Annotated in this window: 21 protein-coding genes and 1 tRNA gene; 12 read left to right on the forward strand and 10 right to left on the reverse strand. The window is 62.1% G+C overall.

What is annotated here, in order from left to right:
• Window positions 1-8 precede the first annotated feature (8 nt).
• From phaC to AC1DZP_RS16760, 5 genes are all read left to right on the forward strand, one after another.
• Window positions 9-1,844 carry a class I poly(R)-hydroxyalkanoic acid synthase gene (gene phaC, locus AC1DZP_RS16740; protein ID WP_477303870.1) on the forward strand — a complete coding sequence of 612 codons (1,836 nt, stop codon included), beginning with the start codon at window positions 9-11 and terminating at the stop codon, window positions 1,842-1,844.
• A 213-nt stretch (window positions 1,845-2,057) separates the two neighbouring features.
• Window positions 2,058-3,308 carry a YcbK family protein gene (locus AC1DZP_RS16745; RefSeq protein WP_477303872.1) on the forward strand — a complete coding sequence of 417 codons (1,251 nt, stop codon included), beginning with the start codon at window positions 2,058-2,060 and terminating at the stop codon, window positions 3,306-3,308.
• A 295-nt stretch (window positions 3,309-3,603) separates the two neighbouring features.
• Window positions 3,604-3,678 (forward strand) — tRNA-Glu (locus tag AC1DZP_RS16750).
• Between the two features lie 169 nt (window positions 3,679-3,847).
• Window positions 3,848-4,366, forward strand: a complete 519-nt coding sequence (locus tag AC1DZP_RS16755; protein ID WP_477303874.1) for a hypothetical protein — start codon at window positions 3,848-3,850, stop codon at window positions 4,364-4,366.
• Window positions 4,367-4,463: 97 nt separating this feature from the next.
• Window positions 4,464-4,895, forward strand: coding sequence for a pyridoxamine 5'-phosphate oxidase family protein (locus tag AC1DZP_RS16760; RefSeq protein ID WP_477303876.1), 432 nt, complete (start codon window positions 4,464-4,466; stop codon window positions 4,893-4,895).
• 87 nt (window positions 4,896-4,982) lie between these two features.
• Here the strand turns inward: AC1DZP_RS16760 and AC1DZP_RS16765 are convergent, their stop codons facing one another.
• The 8 genes from AC1DZP_RS16765 to AC1DZP_RS16800 all read right to left on the reverse strand — a co-directional run bounded on the left by AC1DZP_RS16765 (window position 4,983) and on the right by AC1DZP_RS16800 (window position 9,486).
• Window positions 4,983-5,228 carry a hypothetical protein gene (locus tag AC1DZP_RS16765; protein WP_477303878.1) on the reverse strand — a complete coding sequence of 82 codons (246 nt, stop codon included), beginning with the start codon at window positions 5,226-5,228 and terminating at the stop codon, window positions 4,983-4,985.
• Between the two features lie 307 nt (window positions 5,229-5,535).
• Window positions 5,536-5,940 (reverse strand): TadE/TadG family type IV pilus assembly protein, encoded by a 405-nt coding sequence (locus AC1DZP_RS16770; RefSeq protein ID WP_477303879.1) that lies wholly within the window; start codon window positions 5,938-5,940, stop codon window positions 5,536-5,538.
• The gene (locus tag AC1DZP_RS16775; protein WP_184873804.1) at window positions 5,930-6,370 is read right to left on the reverse strand and encodes a TadE/TadG family type IV pilus assembly protein; all 441 of its coding nucleotides are present in this window, start codon (window positions 6,368-6,370) and stop codon (window positions 5,930-5,932) included. The genes AC1DZP_RS16770 and AC1DZP_RS16775 overlap by 11 nt, the downstream gene beginning before the upstream one ends.
• A gap of 5 nt (window positions 6,371-6,375) precedes the next feature.
• Complete coding sequence (locus AC1DZP_RS16780) at window positions 6,376-7,605, reverse strand: pilus assembly protein TadG-related protein (RefSeq protein ID WP_477303881.1); 1,230 nt, start codon at window positions 7,603-7,605, stop codon at window positions 6,376-6,378.
• Between the two features lie 225 nt (window positions 7,606-7,830).
• Window positions 7,831-8,217 (reverse strand): DUF6074 family protein, encoded by a 387-nt coding sequence (locus AC1DZP_RS16785; protein ID WP_245331165.1) that lies wholly within the window; start codon window positions 8,215-8,217, stop codon window positions 7,831-7,833.
• 65 nt (window positions 8,218-8,282) lie between these two features.
• The gene (locus AC1DZP_RS16790) at window positions 8,283-8,579 is read right to left on the reverse strand and encodes a DUF982 domain-containing protein (RefSeq protein ID WP_477303884.1); all 297 of its coding nucleotides are present in this window, start codon (window positions 8,577-8,579) and stop codon (window positions 8,283-8,285) included.
• Between the two features lie 133 nt (window positions 8,580-8,712).
• Window positions 8,713-8,952: a hypothetical protein gene (locus AC1DZP_RS16795; RefSeq protein ID WP_477303886.1), complete on the reverse strand. Its 240-nt coding sequence runs from the start codon at window positions 8,950-8,952 to the stop codon at window positions 8,713-8,715.
• Window positions 8,953-9,063: 111 nt separating this feature from the next.
• Window positions 9,064-9,486, reverse strand: a complete 423-nt coding sequence (locus AC1DZP_RS16800) for a hypothetical protein (RefSeq protein ID WP_477303888.1) — start codon at window positions 9,484-9,486, stop codon at window positions 9,064-9,066.
• A gap of 199 nt (window positions 9,487-9,685) precedes the next feature.
• Here AC1DZP_RS16800 and map point away from each other — a divergent pair, with 199 nt between their 5' ends.
• The 3 genes from map (at window position 9,686) to AC1DZP_RS16815 (ending at window position 12,459) form a co-directional block, all read left to right on the forward strand.
• Window positions 9,686-10,513: a type I methionyl aminopeptidase gene (gene map, locus AC1DZP_RS16805; RefSeq protein WP_095087741.1), complete on the forward strand. Its 828-nt coding sequence runs from the start codon at window positions 9,686-9,688 to the stop codon at window positions 10,511-10,513.
• A 47-nt stretch (window positions 10,514-10,560) separates the two neighbouring features.
• Entirely contained in the window at window positions 10,561-11,319 is a 759-nt protein-coding gene (gene radC / locus AC1DZP_RS16810) for a RadC family protein (RefSeq protein WP_477303890.1), read from the forward strand.
• A 417-nt stretch (window positions 11,320-11,736) separates the two neighbouring features.
• Window positions 11,737-12,459 carry a hypothetical protein gene (locus AC1DZP_RS16815; protein WP_457153540.1) on the forward strand — a complete coding sequence of 241 codons (723 nt, stop codon included), beginning with the start codon at window positions 11,737-11,739 and terminating at the stop codon, window positions 12,457-12,459.
• A gap of 94 nt (window positions 12,460-12,553) precedes the next feature.
• On the opposite strand, the gene AC1DZP_RS16820 is transcribed toward AC1DZP_RS16815, so the two are convergent.
• Complete coding sequence (locus tag AC1DZP_RS16820; RefSeq protein WP_457153539.1) at window positions 12,554-13,414, reverse strand: NmrA family NAD(P)-binding protein; 861 nt, start codon at window positions 13,412-13,414, stop codon at window positions 12,554-12,556.
• A 38-nt stretch (window positions 13,415-13,452) separates the two neighbouring features.
• Window positions 13,453-14,739: a serine hydrolase domain-containing protein gene (locus AC1DZP_RS16825; protein ID WP_477303893.1), complete on the reverse strand. Its 1,287-nt coding sequence runs from the start codon at window positions 14,737-14,739 to the stop codon at window positions 13,453-13,455.
• A 191-nt stretch (window positions 14,740-14,930) separates the two neighbouring features.
• Between AC1DZP_RS16825 and AC1DZP_RS16830 the strand changes: the two genes are divergently transcribed.
• The 4 genes from AC1DZP_RS16830 to AC1DZP_RS16845 all read left to right on the forward strand — a co-directional run bounded on the left by AC1DZP_RS16830 (window position 14,931) and on the right by AC1DZP_RS16845 (window position 19,500).
• Window positions 14,931-15,833 carry a LysR family transcriptional regulator gene (locus AC1DZP_RS16830; RefSeq protein WP_477303895.1) on the forward strand — a complete coding sequence of 301 codons (903 nt, stop codon included), beginning with the start codon at window positions 14,931-14,933 and terminating at the stop codon, window positions 15,831-15,833.
• A 290-nt stretch (window positions 15,834-16,123) separates the two neighbouring features.
• Window positions 16,124-17,008 (forward strand): cytochrome c oxidase subunit II, encoded by an 885-nt coding sequence (locus tag AC1DZP_RS16835; protein ID WP_477227391.1) that lies wholly within the window; start codon window positions 16,124-16,126, stop codon window positions 17,006-17,008.
• Window positions 17,009-17,029: 21 nt separating this feature from the next.
• On the forward strand, window positions 17,030-18,799 hold the full coding sequence (ctaD, locus tag AC1DZP_RS16840) for a cytochrome c oxidase subunit I (protein ID WP_477303896.1): 1,770 nt from the start codon (window positions 17,030-17,032) through the stop codon (window positions 18,797-18,799).
• Window positions 18,796-19,500: a cytochrome c oxidase subunit 3 gene (locus AC1DZP_RS16845; RefSeq protein ID WP_477303898.1), complete on the forward strand. Its 705-nt coding sequence runs from the start codon at window positions 18,796-18,798 to the stop codon at window positions 19,498-19,500. The genes ctaD and AC1DZP_RS16845 overlap by 4 nt, the downstream gene beginning before the upstream one ends.
• Window positions 19,501-19,502 lie beyond the last annotated feature (2 nt).

Raw genomic sequence — 19,502 nt, forward strand, 5'->3', positions numbered from 1 at the left:
CGCGAACCATGTCCAAGACACCCGATTCGGGCAAAGCGGAAGATGACGAGCCTTCGACCGTCGAGCAATATCTGGTGAAGGACCCGGAACGCTTCGCCCTGAACATGGCGCGCATGATCGAGCAAGCCGGCAAAGCGGCCTCCGCATGGGCCGAGCCGCGCGAAAAAGGCGATGTGCGCGATCACGTCGCCGAGCCTGTCGTCGACATGGTGAAGACCTTCTCCAAGCTCAGCGAATACTGGCTGTCCGATCCGCAGCGCGCGCTGGAAGCGCAGACGCGGCTGTTCTCCGGCTACATGACCGTCTGGGCCAACGCCATTCAGCGCACCAGCAACGCCGCGGAAGCCACCGAAGATGCCGTGAAGCCGGAACGTGGCGACAAGCGCTTCCTCGATCCCGAGTGGGGCCGCAACGCCTTCTTCGATTTTCTCAAGCAGGCCTATCTCGTCACCTCGCGCTGGGCGGCCGATCTGGTCGAGCACGCCGACGGTCTGGACGAGCACACCCGTCACAAGGCCGGCTTCTACGTCAAGCAGGTGGCCAACGCCATCTCGCCGTCGAATTTCATCCTGACCAACCCGGAACTGTTTCGCGAAACCGTCGCCTCGAACGGCGAGAACCTGGTGCGCGGTATGAAGATGCTGGCCGAGGACATCGCCGCCGGCAAGGGCGACCTGAAGCTGCGCCAGGCCGACTACTCGCCCTTCGAGATCGGCAGGAACATCGCCACCACCCCCGGCAAGGTGGTTGGCCGCAGCGATGTCGCCGAGATCATCCAGTACGATCCGGCGACCGAGACGGTGCTCAAGCGGCCACTGCTGATCTGCCCGCCATGGATCAACAAGTTCTACATCCTTGATCTCAACCCGCAGAAATCCTTCATCCGCTGGGCGATCGAACAGGGCCACACCGTCTTCGTCATCTCCTGGATCAATCCGGACGAGCGCCACGGCGCCAAGGGCTGGGAAGCCTATATTCGCGAAGGCCTGCAATACGGCCTCGACATGGTCGAGAAGGCCACCGGCGAGCGGGACGTCAACGCGATCGGCTATTGCGTCGGCGGCACGCTTTTGGCGGCGGCACTGGCACTGATGGCGCGGGAAGGCGACGACCGCATCAAGTCGGCCACGTTCTTCACCACGCAGGTCGACTTCACCTATGCCGGCGACCTGAAAGTGTTCGTCGACGAAGAGCAGGTCGCGGCGGTGGAAAAGTCGATGAGCGAAAAGGGCTACCTCGACGGCACCAAGATGGCGACCGCCTTCAACATGCTGCGTTCGGGCGACCTGATCTGGCCCTATGTCGTCAACAACTACATGCGCGGCAAGGATCCCCTGCCCTTCGACCTGCTTTACTGGAATGCCGATTCCACCCGCATGGGCGCGGCCAATCATTCGTTCTACCTGCGCAACTGCTACCTGGAGAACAACCTCTCGCAAGGCATGATGGAACTGGCGGGCCACACGGTCTCGCTCGGCGATATCACCATCCCGATCTACAACCTCGCCTCCAAGGAAGATCACATCGCGCCGGCGCTTTCGGTGTTCCTCGGCTCGAAATACTTCGGCGGCGAGGTCGAATACGTCATGGCGGGGTCGGGCCATATCGCCGGGGTCGTCAATCCGCCGGCATCCAACAAATACCAGTACTGGACCGGAGGGACGCCGACGGGCGATTTCGGTGAGTGGATAGCCAAGGCCACCGACCATCCCGGATCGTGGTGGCCGCACTGGCAAAGCTGGATAGAGGCCAAGGACAACACCCGCGTTCCGGCCCGCAAACCCGGCAAGCATATGAAAACCTTGGGCGATGCCCCCGGCACCTATGTGAAAGTGCGTGTGTAACGGACTGTAATGTCTGGTGAGTTGACGGACCGGCAAAAGCGGGCGAAATGGTGTCGTCAACCACCGCGCGGCCGTAATTCGGCAATAACTGCAAAAATACTTCCAGGCTTGCGGATTTGACACAGGTCTCGTTTCCGGATCGGAGACAACGGTCACTTGGCACCGATATCAGGGCCGCGCCAAGGATATACCGACCGGACATCGAGGGGGAATTTGACTTTGAAATCAGCAGGATGGAGCCTCGCAAAGGGAGAAAGCCGCGCCGTCGTGGCAGCGCTCTGCTCCCTGCTTCTGGCCTCCTGCACCTCTGCCGGCGACCCGACGATGTCGGTTGGAATGCCCGGCTACAATGCCACCGCATCGGACATAAGCGCTGCCTCGAATGGCAAGTCGACCACCGTCGTCGATTCGACGCAGACCACGACCGAGCAAACGACCGTGATGACGGCACGCGATACGGCACTCCCTGAAAAGGTCGCCTATGTGCCCGTGGCCAAGCCGCAGGCCGCCTTTCCGCTGACCACGCCGGCTGGCACCGAGACGATCGCGGGACAAACCCCGCAGTCCCTGCAGCAGCCGGCGCAGACGGCGCAGCAGAACGACGCGGTTGCCCAGCAGATCGCCGCCGCCGATGCCGGCGTAAACGCGCCGAAACCGTCTGCCGCGCCAGTGTTGGACAATGCGGTCTACGTGACGGCAGGCGAGATGCCGCAGGCCGACGCGCCGAAGAAAAAAGGCTTCCTGGCCTCGATGTTTGGCGCCACGCCCGCCTCGGCCGCGCCTTCGCCGCTCATCAACACGAGGTCGGGCGACCAGCCCGCGGCGCAAGCCAAGCCGGCGCCAGCAGCCGTAAAACCGATCATCACGCTGGCCTCGGCTGATTCCACGGCAAAGCCGCTGCAACTGGCCTCGACCGGTGGCGAGAGCGGCCACATCACTGGTAGCGATGCGCTGCCCGGCGTGCGCCAGACAGCCCTGTTCGAAATCAAGCGCAAATCCGGCCTCGATGACGAGAGCGACGTCGACCTCAACGAGGACGAGGGTCCAATCGGCGGCTCCTATCAGGTCGCGTCCGCCGCCGGGATGGCGCGGTTGGCGCCCAACGGCTTGCTCAAGCAGAACGAGAGCGTCGATGTGGCTTGCCTGAAGCCGTCGCTGGTCCGCGTGCTGAAGACGATCGAAGGCCACTACGGCCGCAAGATGATGGTGACATCAGGCTATCGCGATCCGGCCCGCAACCGCCGCGCCAATGGCGCCAAGAACTCGCTGCACATGTACTGCGCCGCCGCCGACATCCAGGTTCCCGGCGTTTCGAAATGGGAACTGGCGAACTACATCAGAAGCATGCCGGGCCGCGGCGGCGTCGGCACCTACTGCCACACCGAATCCGTCCACGTCGACGTCGGCCCCGAGCGCGACTGGAACTGGCGCTGCCGTAGGCGCAGTGGTGGCGGCGACGGCTAGTCGCGCCGTGCAGCGGCGCCGCGTCGCTTCGCTCCTTGCTCCGCCCGTGGATGACGAAGCGCGATAGGCGTCTCCGCCGATCGCCAAGGCATGTACCCTGCGCGGACCAAAGTCTTCCCTCCCTTGCCCTTGCCCACTTTGGCAGGGCCGCCACTCGGCATAATTGGCAGCACACCGGCGCCCTGCCAGGCGCGACAACATCCCTGTTTTGGCAGGCTGGAAAAAAGTTGTCCAAGGCGGCACCTGACGGGTTGCCGGTTGGGCACAACGCCAGTATAAGCCGCTTCGTCTGAGCGCGCCCATCGTCTAGCGGTTAGGACACCGCCCTTTCACGGCGGTAACAGGGGTTCGATTCCCCTTGGGCGTACCAGACATTTCAAGCACTTAGTGGCTCTCCCCCTCTTCCGTCGAATATCCGCCGAATAAACGTCCGCGAATTTGCGTGGACGGCACCCTGATTGATTCCACCGACGTTCCTGCGACTATCGGTAGGTCCGGGCGACATGGATGTGACATGAAGAGCAGGCCAGGAGGATCGGATGCTGACAGGTGAATGGTTTGTCGCTGCATCGAAGGCCGATCCGACCGGGAAGCTTGACCACGGGATAGACCTCATCGAGAAATACCGGGAGGCACTTTCTCGCCAGCACGGCCTCATCTTCGCTGCATGGCGTGCGAAGGATTTCATTCAAGCCCTAGCTCAACTGCACTTCTTCCTCATCTCGCTTGACCGGATGAACGATGGCCTGACAATCGTGGCTGAGAGGCTCGGCGGAGATGTCGCTAAATTTGTCGCCACCATAAATTTCGAAGACTACAAAGACGCTCGCAATCACTTCGAGCATCTGGATGACCGTTTGTTTGGCACCAAGCGGAATGCGCCCGAGTCGATCACTGAGGGCGACGTGACAAGACGGGTACACTACGGACTGTCGGGAAAGGATCAGCAGTTTGCTTGGGGCAAAAAGAGCGTGGACATCTCGGAGAAGTTTTTAGCCATGTATCTCGGCTATGTCGCGAAGGCACATGAACTGACCAGGGTCGCTCTCAAACTGTAAAGCCAAAGCCCGCCACCGTGAGGCAGCGGGCGCACAGCTATTATGGCTTGGGTGCCGATGATAGGGTCGCGGCCATTCGCGCGGAGGACGTGTCAAAATGCACAGGGACGATCGATGGCAACTTGTTCGCGATTTTCTGGCTAGGCATCAACTCGGGGCTATCAGCACTGTAAATCCGGATGGGTCTCCAGAGGCAGCCGTCATACAGGTGACGTTGGGCGAGGATCTCAACATCGTGTTCGACAGTTTTCCTGGAAGTCGGAAGCTGGCAAATATCGAACGAGACAGCCGGATCGCCATGGTGATCGGTTGGGACGAAAACGTCACCGTTCAAATTGAGGGCCGGGCCCGGCCTGCCAAGGCTGACGAAGAACAGCGGTTAAGGGACGTTCACATAGCGAACTGTCCGCTTGAAGCAGAGTTTCTGAAGCAAGGGGCACAACTATTCACAATTCTGCCCCGCTGGATCCGCTACTCTGATTTCCGGGGCGAACCAATCGTGTTTGAGCTTACCGGCGGCGACTTGTAGGTTTGGGGAATGATCCGGCCCCAGTCAGAAAGCCCGCCACAATGAGGCAGGCAACCGGCATGATGGAGGGCCGCCCCCAGCCTAGTTTTACTCCGCAAGCGTTTCTTCGGGCGGCGGTGTCAACACGGTGATGTCCATTCTGGCGATCCTCGATGCAGCGCCACCCTGCGCGTTAGGATCTGTGTCGCCTGTTTCGGCAACCATTGCCTTAGCGCGATGTCCTACGCTGTCGGCGCTCTTGCCTGGCGCGAATCCTTCGCCTGTTTCTGGCTTTGTCGCTTTCAGTTGAGTGTCAGGTACCTGCCGATGCTGACTTGCAATAGCCGAAACCATAGCTCCCTCCTTTGGTGAGGATATGATGGTATCTGCCATGGCTGTTGCGAGACTTACCATGCGGAAGGCCCGCCACCAGAGGCAGCGGGCTTCACCTATTCTCATCGGGAATTTTGATCAGATCACCAGCAGCGTTCGAACGATCTGCTGCGCAGGGCGTATGTTTGTCGTCTGCTGCTCGTTGAAGTCGGTATCGTGCTGCTCGCCGCTGTGACACCAATCAATCGCGTGCGCCTTGACGCAATAGCCCCGAGATTCGTATCGGCTTGCGTCACGCCAAAAGCCCATAGCCAGGCAGGCCACGCGCCTAACTGCCGACCAGCGGCACGGTAACGGTGGTCGCGTAGTTGATCGGGAAATCGCTGAAGTAGGGGAAGTTGATGACGAAGGCATAGGTGGCGGTTAGATGCGCCATGCGGAAGCCGCCGCTCACCGGATCGATGGCGATCGTGACGTTCACATCCTTCAAACCCAGGGCCTGCAATTTCTGTGTGGCGATGGATTGGATGTCGGCCTGGGTTAATGTGTTCTGAAGCTGCAGCGAGCGCGATGATGTCTCCAACGTATAGCGAACGCTGGACACCGAGTTCATCGCCCAGCCGAAGGCGAAGATGCCGAACAGCAGCATGATGAGAAAGGGCGCGATCAGCGCGAATTCCAACCCGGCGCCACCCGATCGATCCCGTCTGAATGCGCCTGCCCTAGCGGACACGGATAACCTCCGAGTGGCCGATGACGCTGGAGCCGGAAAAAACGCCGAAGGTGAAGGGCGGCACCCAGGTGGCCGATGCCTGGATCTGAACATAGACCGATGGCACCTTCGGCCCACTGCACAAGGCCGAAGCGTCGACCACGGTCGTCCCGCACATGTAAATCCGGCTTAGCGTGACCTGGCCATCCGAGGGCCGCTTCTCCCAGCTCGAAATGGCAACGGCCTGGGTCGCCGTATCATTGGTCGATCCTCCCATGACCAGGTTCGCGGCGGTCTTCACGCCGGCGCGCATCGACATCGAGTTCGTCATATAGGACCAGCCATCGGCGATGCCGAGCAGCGCCACACACAGGAAGGGCAGGACCATCGCGAACTCTACCGCGGCAACCCCGGCTTTATCGCGCAGCATCGGCATCGATCGGCGTTCCATGGAGGCTACTCGACCAGCGCCACGGACTGCGTGGCCGGAATGTCGCGCATTCCGAGGCTGGTGCAATCCTGATTGATGGTTGAGTTGCCCGACCATTGGATCGTGTCCGCAACGACCTGGGTGCATCCGTTCTGGCCGGAGAAGTTGCCGAGATAGTTGACCTGCTGCTTGGGGAAATAAAGCGCGCCCGTCAGCAGCGAAGTCGCCGTGCCGTTGAAGGTGCTCTGTCCGCCTATGCTCGTTCTGTCACCATACATCAGCACACCGGAATAGGTACCGGACGTCGGTGCGCTCAGGGAGACGTTGGCGTTACCGTTCATCGACACGCGCGAGGAGCCAGCGAGGTAAATGGTGACGCCGTCACCGGAGACATTGGCGTTCGCATTCACCTTGAAATCGCCACTCTGGATGACATAGACGCCGGGCTGCAGCGTAACAGTGCCGCTGAGGCTGAGCCCGCTGCAATAGGTACCGGGTTTCAGCGTCGACTTGTTGGCGTTCTGGCAAGGGTTCGAGGCCGCGGGGGCCGGCAGGTCGGCAAATGGATCGCCGGCAGGCAATGCCTGGGTGATCGGGGCCGCGCAGACCGTCGTGACGGGATTGCTGAGAGAGACGCCGCCCGCCGTTATAAGGCAATCGGCCTGGAGCCCCGCCGAGCCCTGAAGCTTGATGGCGTCAGACGCGATCGAGTTGGACATGACCGAGCAGCCGATGAGCTTGACGCTGGTGTTGCCTGAAAACAGTGCCGCCTGCGAAGCCGACGGATCGAGCGCGAGCACGCAGGCCTTCGAAGCATTGGTGATGAGGGCCACCGCCCTCGCCTGTTCGGGAACCTGGCCCTGCGTGAAGAGCGAGGTGAACATCCGGTCGAGGTTCTGGCCGACGATGACCTCGACCGCCTTCTTCGCCGTGTTCGGCCCGGATGCTGGCGGCGTATTGACGACGATCGTACCGGAGCCCAGCCCATTTGATGCGGCCGACTGGGTTGCGGCCGCGACGATCGTCGGCTTGTCGGAACCTGAGATCTGTTCGAGCGCGCCGGCATAGGCAGCGGCATCGGCGGTCGCCTGCAGCCTCAGGCTGTTGTAGTACCAGTAGGAGGTTTCCACCCCTAAGCCTGCAGCACCGACGACGATCGGCAAGGTCAGGGCGAAGATGGTGGCGACATTTGCGCTCGTACCCCGGCAAAAGCCGTTCGCTCTAAGCCGAACTCGGGTAAAGCAACTGAGGGTCATGAAATAGATTAGAAAACATGCATATATGAACGAAGGGCTAAAAAGTTCGGTTCATTTTTGAGCAGTGATCTATTGGCTTCCAAAACGAGCTGTTTGTTGGCTAATCAACGCGCACAGGACAGCTCGGTGAGCAAAAAGCTCGCGCCCGGAGATAGTTTACCATTTGCTAATAGGGCAACTGCGCAGCGAGTTACACGTGCCCCTGCTTGCCGGATGGCCCGGACTTCAAGCGGATAGAATTGGTGTCGACCCGGCGGCCGCTCTGGCCGACATCTCGCGCTGTACGGCAAGGAAGAATCTGCGCACTTCATCGCTAGCCGCTATTTTGTCTCTGCCAGATCCGACAACGAGATCGAGCAACTCCGACGCCTTGGCCCTCCAGAACGAAGTGGCAGTATCGCCATGCAGGTTGTCGAGTTTGGCGGCGACTTCCCTCACCAACACTGTTTGACGATCAATCGGGAATGCGCGGACTTTTTCTGGGGACATCTTCCGAACCATGAACTGACGCAACGAATCAACCATTGCTGAACAAGCAATGGCGTAGCCGCGAATGTGGAAACGGAAGCTTAACGGCGCTGGCATTGACGCGTCCAGATCCGCCCACGGCATCGCCGTGTCCGTTCAAACGCGATCGTCGGCATTTCAATTGGGGCAGGTGAAAACGGCGGCGGCCTTCAAGCCTGCAGCGTTCTCGCCTCGCCGCCACGCTTGCGCGGCCTCATCATGTCCCTGGCTATCAGTCCGCTCGCCCGACAAAACGCCATGAACGCCCGGCAGGCATCTTCGGTCTTGACCACGTCCACCGTGGCGCCAAAGCAGGCGTTGAATGCCTTCTGATAGATCGGGCCCTGACGGCGCACAGGCCAGCCCTGAAGAATATCGAGCGCCTGTTCGACGCTGTAGATCTCCTCGACTGGCAGGCCGGGCGCGGGTGCTATGCGCACCGGAACCTCGAATTGCAGTCTGTCCATGTCCCTACTCCCGAACCGGCGTCCCAACGCTGTTCGTCGTCAAAAATTGCTTCGACCGCCTTTGGCGCAGAAATGTGTCGTCACTGCGGTCGCGACCCCTTTGTGATCGCGACCGCGCCAAGGGCCGCCAGGCTTACTGGTTCGCCGGATCCGTCTCAGCGTCGAAAGCCATGCGGGTGGTGGCGATCAGCACAAATACGGTCGGCACGGCGAAGAGGCCCCCGAGGACAAGTGCCGCCATTTCCGACAGCCCGAGCGTCTCGGCAACCGCCCAATAGACGGTTCCGATGCAGATGAGCGCCTGGACGGAGAGAAACGCGGCAGCCGAGGCAGCGCGCGACAGGGTTTTGAATGTCTTGATGCGTTGTTGCATTGAAATGGTTCCGGAAACGACGCGCCGCGCGACCGGTGCACGGCCGACAGCCGCCGCACGTCACGACGCGAACAGGGATAGATCAGGGGTGAAGCTGCGGTCGTGGACCGCTCAGGCCGCGAAGGTCGGCGGCGCGCGCGGCTGATGGGCATTTGCCCTGGACCCCGGGGGCGCTTCGTATCCCGAAACAGCCGCCTTCGGCGAAGTCCGCTCAAGCCAAGAAAAGACGGCGTCGAGAACCGGCAAAGCGGGATGGCCGCTGGCGAACTTGACCAGGGACGGCCGCCCGGCGCGAACCTCCAGCACTTGCGCCTTGCCGGTGACACGCAGCAGCGCCGCCGCCTCTCCAGACCGTTCCAGGCCGATGCTGGCGCCGCCCGATGCAGCATCCGCGAAAGCTGGCACGTCCGGGCGGCCGAGGCACAGCATCGCCAGCAGCACCATGCCCATCAGGCATGAGCAGACTGTCGTCAGCGGCGCTTCGAGCAATCTGGTGCGCTTGGCCGCCGTGAAGGGACCCGGTCTCGAAAACATCACCCGCCCTAACGCACGATGGCCGGAAAGGAAAGCAAGCCGGCGAAAACCGGCAAGTCATCACCTGATACAGGGCGAATATCCCGAGGTGCGCGGCTGCATCAAGCAGTTCGTCCTTGAACCTTTTGCCTCCAAGTGCCAAATCTGGGGAGATTTTCACGTCGGCCTCTCGCAGGGCCTACCCGGCTACACGGACAAAATGGTCACCTATCTCGACGCCGCCACCGCACCACTCAGAAACACCGGCCAGATCCGCCTCTATGGCGAGGAAGGCTTTGCCGGCATGCGCAAGGCATGCGATCTCACCGCGCGCTGCCTCGACGAACTGGTGCCGATGGTCGAGCCTGGCGTCACCACAGAAGCCATCGACCGCTTCGTCTTTGAATTCGGCATGGACCACGGCGCGCTGCCGGCAACGCTCAACTATCGCGGCTACACGAAATCGTCCTGCACCTCGATAAACCATGTCGTCTGCCATGGCATTCCCGACAACAAGCCGCTCAAGGATGGCGACATCGTCAACATCGACGTCACCTATATCCTCGACGGCTGGCACGGGGATTCCTCGCGCATGTACCCGGTCGGCACGATCAAGCGCGCCGCCGAGCGCTTGCTCGAGGTCACCCATGAATGCCTGATGCGCGGCATTGCGGCGATCAGGCCCGGCGCACGCACTGGCGCCATCGGCGCCGCCATCCAGACCTATGCCGAGGCCGAGCGCTGCTCGGTGGTGCGCGATTTCTGCGGCCACGGCGTCGGCCAGCTTTTCCACGACGCACCCAACATCCTGCACTATGGCAGCGCCAATGAGGGCGTCGAGATGCGTCCAGGCATGATCTTCACCGTCGAGCCGATGATCAATCTCGGCCGGCCGCATGTGAAGGTGCTGTCGGATGGCTGGACCGCGGTGACACGCGACCGCTCGCTGTCGGCACAGTACGAACACACGATCGGCGTCACCGACACCGGCTGCGAGATTTTCACCCTGTCGCCCAACAAGCTCGACCGCCCCGGCCTGCCGGCCTAGCCTTGTTTTGCCGGTTCTTTCCGGCCCAGGAAAATGCGGAGCAGCTCGTGGGGACCGGAAGCGACGACGACGAGCGAGGCTTCTTCTCCGAAGTGCCGGTCCGGCCAGCGGCGAAAGCAAAGGCGCTCAACGACAAGCCGCATTATCTCGGCCATCGCGACCGCTTGCGCGAGCGCTTTGCCACGGCCGGTCCGGAGGCCCTGCCCGACTACGAATTGTTGGAACTTCTACTCTTTCGCCTGATCCCCCGCGCCGACACCAAACCGGTCGCCAAGGCGCTTCTGGCGCGCTTCGGCACGCTGGCCGAAGTGCTTGGCGCATCGCTTGCATTGCTGCAGGAGGTCAAGGGCATCGGCCCCGCGGTGGCGCTCGACCTGAAGGTCGTCGCGGCGACCGCGCAGCGCATGGCGCGCGGCGAGGTCCATGGCCGCGAGGTCCTCTCCTCATGGACGCAGCTTCTCGACTATTGCCGCTCGGCAATGGCCTTCGAGGAGCGCGAGCAGTTCCGCATCCTGTTCCTCGACAAGAAGAACGCGCTGATCGCCGACGAGGTGCAACAGGTCGGCACCGTCGACCACACGCCTGTCTACCCACGCGAGGTGATCAAGCGCGCGCTCGACCTCTCGGCGACCGCGATCATTCTGGTGCACAACCATCCGTCAGGCGATCCGACGCCATCGCGCGCCGACATCGAGATGACGAAGGAGATCGTCGACGCGGCCAAGCGGCTGGGCATCGCCGTGCATGACCACATCATCATCGGGCGCAAAGGCTATTCCAGCATGAAGGGCCTGCTGCTGATCTAGTGCGATGAGCTACACGCTCGCGAAGTCGTGTACGCCGCGAGAAGCTAGGCGTTCGCGCGTGACGCGTCGGGTGGCGCCGCACTGGATCGCACCCACCGACTTCCCTTGTTTCAACGCCTTTCCGACAACCACTCGACGACTGTTACCGTGCCGCTGGTGGGCAGACTAGGACCATGGTCTGGCCGGTATGGGACTTCAGTGCCGCGACGGTCTCATAGCGCTGATTTATATTGTAATATCAAATGGTTATGGAGTTCGTTGGTTGTCAGGCTCGCGCAGTGAAACCGTATTTGTCTAAAGTTTATTGCGCACGATTAGTGAATCCTCATATGACGCTGCTCTAGCGGTTGGGCGGAGGTTCCTCAAGGAGGAGATATCATGACAAACCGAAAAACTCTGTTCGCGGCGCTCGCCGCATTGGCGCTTCTGGCGTCTCCGGCGCTCGCCGGAAACGGGCACGGCAACGGCGGTGGCAATGCTGGCGGCAATGGTGGAGGCAACGGCAACGGGCACGGCCACGCCGGCGGCAACGGCAAGAGCGGGGCTTCGCATGGCAAGTCTGCGTCGGCCCCGGGGCGGGCGGCCAAGACGGTAACGGACACAACGACCGACACCACGGTCAATACGAAGTCCGTGCACAAGGACAAGAACATCCATGCCAAGCTTGGCAGGCTGAACTCGCTGCAGCGCAACATCAACGCCTACATGAACTCCAAGAGCAAGAAGTTCGCCGGCATTCAGGCCTTCGTGACGCAGTCCGCGATAGCCAAGAACGCCCAGATCGCGGCTGACGAGGCGGCCGCGGCGGCGGACGACGCCCAGGATAAGCTGAATGCCCTGAATGCGCAGATGACCACGCTGCAGGCGGACCCGTCCGCCACGCCTGAACAAATCCAGGACCTGAACGATCAGATCGCTGCTCAGCAGGCCGTTGTCGCCGCCGACAACGCGACGGCCGCCCAGGCCCAGGCGGCAGCTGACGCTGCAACGGTCGGCACCGATCAGGCATCGCTCGACGCGGCGCTGACGGACATGGCCAACAAGCCGGTCGACGCCGATGTCACGGATTGGGCCGAGGGCGTCCTTGCCGGCAAGATCGACCAAATGGCCGACGCGCTCCAGAAGGCGGGGACACCGTAGGTATCGCGACCCAAAACAGCAGTCTAGCAAAACAGCAGTCTAGGAAGACGCCGCCGGGCCTGCCTGGCGGCGTTGCTGTTTCTGGTCTCGACTTTCACGTTGAACAAAGCGTCGCGATAATTTCCTCGGGGCCAATGCGTCCCTTGACAGCACTTGCGCCTTGATTGGCGAAGTCGATCCAGCCCTCGTTGAAGCCGTCCAGCATGCGCATGCGCGGGCCCGGATTTTTCATGCCTTGGGAGAGGAACAGGCCCTCCCAAGTGTCCCGAGGCACCGTTTCGACCCGCACCGGCCGTCCCAACGCCTTGGTGAAGGCGATCGCCAGGTCGTTGGGCGAGACACGGCGCGGGCCTTCGAGTTCGACCACGCGCCTGCCCGTCCAATGCTCCTGGATCAGGTCTGCCGCAATCCGCCCCACATCGCTCGTCGCGACCATCGCGAACGGCTTGTCGGCAGGCATCAGGAAGCTCGAGATCACACCTGTGTCGCGTGCGGAGGCGACATCCCACATTGCGTTTTCGAGAAACCAACCCGGTCTCAGGAAGGTCACCGGCAGCGGGAGCGCCGAGAGCGCCTCTTCCAGCATCGTGCGCTGCGACAAGAGGTTGTCCTGCGCTGCATCGGCTCCAATCGTCGACAGGCAAAGCACTCTGTCCGGCAGCGCGGCCTTCAGCGCTTCGACGATGGCGTCGATGACCTTGCGAGCCTCGGGGTAGCCGGGCTCGGGGTCGAACTCCGATGGGGGCAGGATGAAGACCCCCTCGGCGCCGGTGAACGCAGCTGTCAGCGCCTCGGCGTCCTCAAGTCCGGCAAGTACGACCTCGCAGCCGCGTGCCGCCCATTCTTCACCTTTGTTGGCGTCCCTGACCACGGCGCGGACAGGCCGGCCCTGTTCCAGCAGCGCGCGGCCGAGCGCTCCGCCGACTTTTCCAGTGATTCCGGTGATGGCATACATCGTCGTTTTCCAATCTCTCGTTTGTCTGGGGTAGTGGATCAGGCGAGATCGAGCCCGCGGTAGAGACCGCGCTCGAATTCGCCGTAGAGCGCGACGATCCGCTCGTCGAAAAAGGGCAGGACCTGGGTGAACAGCGCGCCGGTGATGTGCTTCACCGGGTCGAGCCAGAAGTAGCAGTTGAGCAGGCCTGCCCAGGCGATGCTGCCGGCGGAGCGCCCGTTCGGTCCCGGCTGCGTGTTGATATCGAAAGACAGGCCCCATTTATGCGACTGTCCCGGGAACTGGTCGAAGCTGCGGGAATAGGACGGCTGCGCCGAGCGCATCTGCTGGACGTTCAGCTCGCCGATCTGGTTCTGCATCATCATGGCGACCGTCTCCTGACGCAGGATTCGGACGCCATGCAGCGCGCCTCCGTTCAGCAGCGCCTGCAGGAACGCCATGTAGTCTCGCGGCGTCGAGAAAGCACCGCCACCGCCCATGAAGAACTCCGGCCGCTGCGGCATCTCGAAGGGCGCCGGCTCCAGCCCGCCGTCGGCGCGGCGATTGTGGAAGGTAGCGACGCGCCGCTTCTGCCCGGCCCCGATCAGAAAGCCTGAATCCTTCATGCCGAGCGGCGCGAAGATATTCTCGCGAAAGTAGATCTCGAGCGACTGATCCGACACCGCCTCGACCAGCTTGCCGACCCAGTCCATGCTGATGCCGTATTCCCACCGCTCGCCAGGCTCGAATTCGAGCGGAGCCGCGAAGGCAGCATTCTTGCAGGTCGCGATGTCGGGCATGCCCGTCGCCTTCTCGTAGCGGGTCAGAGCCTCGCTCCAGATCGAGTAGGTGTAGCCGGAGGTATGCGTCAGCAGATGACGCACCTTGATCGCACGCCTGGCCGGCCGCAGCCGCGGCGTTCCGTCCTCGGCAAAGCCGTCGAGAACCTGCGGCGCGGCCAGTTCTGGCAGGTATTTCGCCGCGTCGTCATCCAGATGCAGGCGGCCCTGCTCGATCAGCTGCATGCAGGCCGTCGCCGTGAAGGCCTTGGTCATCGACAGCAGCCAGAACACCGTGTCGAGCGTCATCGGTGCGCCCGTTGCGACGTTCGCCTTGCCGAAGGCACCCTCGTAGATAATGCCTTTCGGTGTCGCCGCGACGGCGATGACGCCGGCCACGTCGTTCTTTGAGACGCCTTCCCGCAAGGCGGCGTCGATCGCCTTGAACCGCACGGACGAACCGGCCGCCGTTGTTCTGGCCAAAGCGGGGCTGACCGTATCGAGAGCCAGAATGGCTCCCAGCATTCCGCCGCGCTGAAGCATCGTCCTGCGTGTGAGGTGGTCCATGGCTAACCTCCTTTCCGGATCGAAGGAAATCCGATCTGCTCGGCCGTTCGCCCCGGCGTTGCCAGGACGTCACCCTTGTAAGTCGTGCCATGACGTGATTCACGCGCATAAGGATCAGTGTTAAAGTGACTCAGATTCACTGCTCATCGCGTTAGGCTCCGGCGGAGACCTGCAGGGCGAAGGGAGATCGAATGGCTTTCGATACACGGCTTCTGACCGGTGTCGGTGTCCTGGCAGCGGTAACGGAGGCAGGGAATTTCGCCCGCGCCGCGGAGATGCTCGGCCTGACGCCGTCGGCGGTGAGCCGGGCCGTCGCGCGCCTGGAAGCGCGGGTTGGTGTGCGGCTTTTCGATCGCAATCCACGCGAGGTCAGCCTCACCGAGGAAGGCCGCCGCTTCCACACGCAGGTGCTGCCGCTTCTGGCTGGCCTGGATGAGGCGGCCGCCGAAGCCGCCGGCGCGGCGGCGGTCGTGCGCGGCCGGCTGCGCGTCTCGGTGGACCCGTGGTTCGCGCGTATGGTGCTTGCATCGAAGCTGCAGGCGTTTCTGGTTCGCTATCCCCTGCTTTCGGTCGATTTCCTGACCAGCAACTATCGCCAGGAGATGATGACTGGCGTCGACGTGGCGGTGCGCTTCGGGCCTCCCGATGAGTCATCCCTCATCGTGCGCAAGCTGCTGGAGACCCGTATCCTGACGGTCGCCGCTCCGGCCTATCTCGAAAAGCACGGCGAGCCGCGATCACCCGATGATCTCGTCCAACACGAAGCGCTTCTCTTCCGCGATCCCCAGACCGGCCTGCCCTTTCCCTGGGAGTTCCGGCGCGGCGGGGAGGTCAAGGAGGTCAAGGTCTCCAGTCGTCTGGTGATGGATGACCCTTCGGTCGCGATCGCCGCTTGCCTGGCCGGTCAAGGCATTTTCCAGAGCCTCGCGATCGGCTTGGCGCCTCTACTGTCGCGAGGTGAGCTTGTTCAGATCCTGCCGGAATGGTCGGAGGAACTCTATCCGCTCTATGCCTATCACCCCTCGCGCCACCTCCCGCCGGCGAAGGTCAGGGCGCTTCTGGATTTCATCCAGGAGATTGCTGTCGGCGCGTAACCGATCCGCACGGTTGTGGCTGCCGGCGCTGCAACTGATTTGAGCGCCATTCACGCGGGCGCTGCGGATCTGGGGCGAATCGGTGTTGCAACTGCCGGCAACCATCAGGCGGAAAGGCCAATCCAGCATGAGGGCCTGGAAACGGCCTTTTCGAAAGGTCGCGGCGGCAAAAGGGCGCATTTTTCCCGTCAAGATAGTCGGCTCTGGAATTTCGATCGCAAATCAAGCATGATGACCTTGGCATTCGCCGGGACAGCTTCGCGCGCCCTCGAATGCCGGGAGGACGGGACATGGCCGTAGCGCTTGTACTCGTTTTGGTCGTCGTGGGCTCGGTGTTGTTTCACCTCCTGAGCCCATGGTGGTGGACGCCGATTGCCTCGAACTGGAGCTATATCGACAACACCATCATCATCACCTTCTGGATCACCGGCGTCGTCTTCTCCGCGGTGGTTCTGTTCATGGCCTATTGCGTCTTCCGCTTCCGTCATCGGGACGGAAACCGGGCTGCCTACGAACCGGAGAACAAACGGCTCGAATCGTGGCTGACGATCGTCACCGCGGTTGGGGTCACGGCGTTGCTGGTTCCCGGCCTGTTCGTCTGGAGCCGGTTTGTCAACGTCCCGAGCGACGCAACCGACGTCGAAGTCGTCGGCCAGCAGTGGCAGTGGAGTTTCCGCCTGCCGGGCAAGGACGGCAAGCTTGGCACATCCGACACCCGTGACGTCACCGCTGACAATCCGCTGGGCGTGATCGCCAGCGATCCCAATGGTCAGGACGATGTCGTGGTCGAGGCGGCTGATCTGCATCTGCCGGTCGGCAAGCCGGTCAAGATGCTGCTCCGCTCGATCGATGTGCTGCACGATTTCTATGTGCCGGAATTCCGCGCCAAGATGGACATGATCCCGGGCTCGGTCACCTATTTCTGGTTCACCCCGACCAAGACCGGAACCTTTCAGGTCTTGTGCGCCGAACTTTGCGGCCAAGGCCATCCTTTGATGCATGGTGTGGTCATGGTCGACACCCAGCAAGACTATCTGGCATGGCTTGGCCAGCAGCAGACTTTCGCCCAGTTGTCGGCACCCCAGCAAACGGGCTCGGCAGACCAGGCGCCGGGCAAGACGACGGCGTCAGGTTTGAAAATTGCAGCAAAGCTCGAAACGGTCGGGTCTCGCTGAAAAGGACACGGAGGTGTTCCTATGGTCGACATCACGCCTGCAGATGGCATCCCGCCGGCCGAAGTCGCGGAGGTGGAACTCTACCATCCGCACAGTTGGTGGACGAAATACGTCTTCTCGCAGGACGCCAAGGTCATCGCCATCCAATATTCGGCGACAGCGACGGGGATAGGCCTGGTCGCCCTGGTGCTGTCCTGGCTGATGCGGCTGCAGCTCGGCTTCCCCGGTACGTTCGACTTCATCACTCCGGAAGCCTACTACCAGTTCATCACCATGCACGGCATGATCATGGTGATCTACCTGCTCACCGCCCTCTTCCTCGGCGGCTTTGGCAACTATCTGATCCCATTGATGGTCGGCGCGCGTGACATGGTCTTTCCCTATGTCAACATGCTGAGCTACTGGATCTACCTTCTCGCCGTGCTGGTTCTGGTGTCGAGCTTCTTTGCGCCAGGCGGACCGACTGGGGCCGGCTGGACGCTCTACCCGCCGCAGGCCATCATGAGCGGCACACCTGGCGGCCAGGACTGGGGCATCATCCTGATGCTGTCCTCGCTGATCCTGTTCATCATCGGCTTCACGATGGGCGGCCTGAACTATGTGGTGACTGTGCTGCAGGGCCGTACGCGCGGCATGACAATGATGCGCCTGCCGCTGACCGTCTGGGGCATCTTCACCGCGACCGTCATGGCCCTGCTCGCCTTTCCGGCGCTGTTCGTCGCCTGCGTGATGATGCTGCTCGACCGCGCCCTCGGCACCAGCTTCTTCATGCCGGCGATCTCCGAGATGGGCGAGCAACTGCAGCACAATGGCGGCAGCCCGATCCTGTTCCAGCACCTGTTCTGGTTCTTCGGCCATCCCGAGGTCTACATCGTGGCGCTGCCGGCGTTCGGCATCGTATCCGACCTGATCAGCACCCATGCACGCAAGAACATCTTCGGCTACCGGATGATGGTCTGGGCCATCGTCGGCATTGGCGCGCTGAGCTTCGTGGTCTGGGCGCACCACATGTACGTCAGCGGCATGGACCCCTATTTTGGCTTCTTCTTCGCCACCACGACGCTGATCATCGCCGTTCCGACCGCCATCAAGGTCTACAATTGGGTGCTGACCCTATGGAGGGGCGACATCCATCTCACCATACCCATGCTCTTTGCCCTGGCGTTCATCGTCACCTTTGTAAATGGCGGGCTGACCGGGTTGTTTCTCGGCAATGTCGTCGTCGATGTTCCGCTGTCCGACACGATGTTCGTCGTCGCCCATTTCCATATGGTCATGGGTGTCGCCCCGATCCTCGTGGTTTTTGGCGCGATCTACCATTGGTACCCGAAGGTCACCGGCCGGATGCTCGACGAGACGTTGGGCCGGTTCCATTTCTGGGTCACCTTCCTCGGCGCCTACCTGATTTTCTTCCCCATGCACTACCTCGGCCTGATCGGCGTGCCGCGGCGCTACGCTGAACTGACCGACATGACCATCATGACGGAGTCGGCCCACCACCTGAACTCGTTCATCAGCATCATGGCCTTCATCGTCGGCTTTGCCCAAATGGTGTTCCTGTTCAATCTGATCTGGAGCATCCGCCATGGCCGCGAGGCCGGCGGCAATCCGTGGCGGGCCACGACCCTCGAATGGCAGACGCCGCATACACCGCCGACGCACGGCAATTTCGGCAAGGACCTGCCGATCGTCTATCGCTGGCCCTATGACTACAGCGTACCGGGCGCCAAGGAGGATTTCATCCCGCAGAACATGCCGGGCACCTTCGGCCCCTCGAGGGAGCCGGCATGAGCGTCATCCTGGTCTTCCTGCTCGTCATTGCCGGGTTTGCCGGATGGTGGCTTTCGCACCAGCGGCTGACCGCCAAGCCATGGCTAGAACAAGGTCTGGCCGGCGATTTTGTCGGCCTCGACCGGTCGGCGCTGCCCACCGCCAAGATCGGCCTCGGCGTCTTCCTCGCCGTCGTCGGCTGCCTGTTTTCGCTGTTCACCAGCGCTTACTTCATGCGCATGGGCCTGTCGGACTGGCGGCCTCTGCCGCTGCCGCGCCTGCTCTGGCTGAACACGGGCGTGCTGGTCCTGAGCAGCATCGCGCTGCAATGCGCCGTGGTGGCGGCACGCAACGGTCAGATCGACATGGTCAGGCTCGGCCTTGCGACGGCCGGGCTCACGGCGCTTGCCTTCCTGATCGGACAGCTCATGGCATGGCGGCAGATGACCGACGACGGCTATCTGCTGAGCTCGAATCCGGCCAACAGCTTTTTCTACCTGATCACCGGCATGCATGGCCTGCACATACTGGGCGGGCTGGTGGGCCTGGGCAGAACAACTGTCGGCGCATGGAACGGAGCACGACCCGAGCGGCTTCGCCTCGGCGTCGAACTGTGCGCCATGTACTGGCATTTCCTGCTCTTCGTCTGGCTCGCCATCTTTGCCCTGCTGGCCGGCTGGGCCGCTACGTTCATCGACATTTGCCGACAGTTGCTGACCTGAAG

Source organism: Mesorhizobium sp. P2_F8 (genome assembly GCF_056403655.1).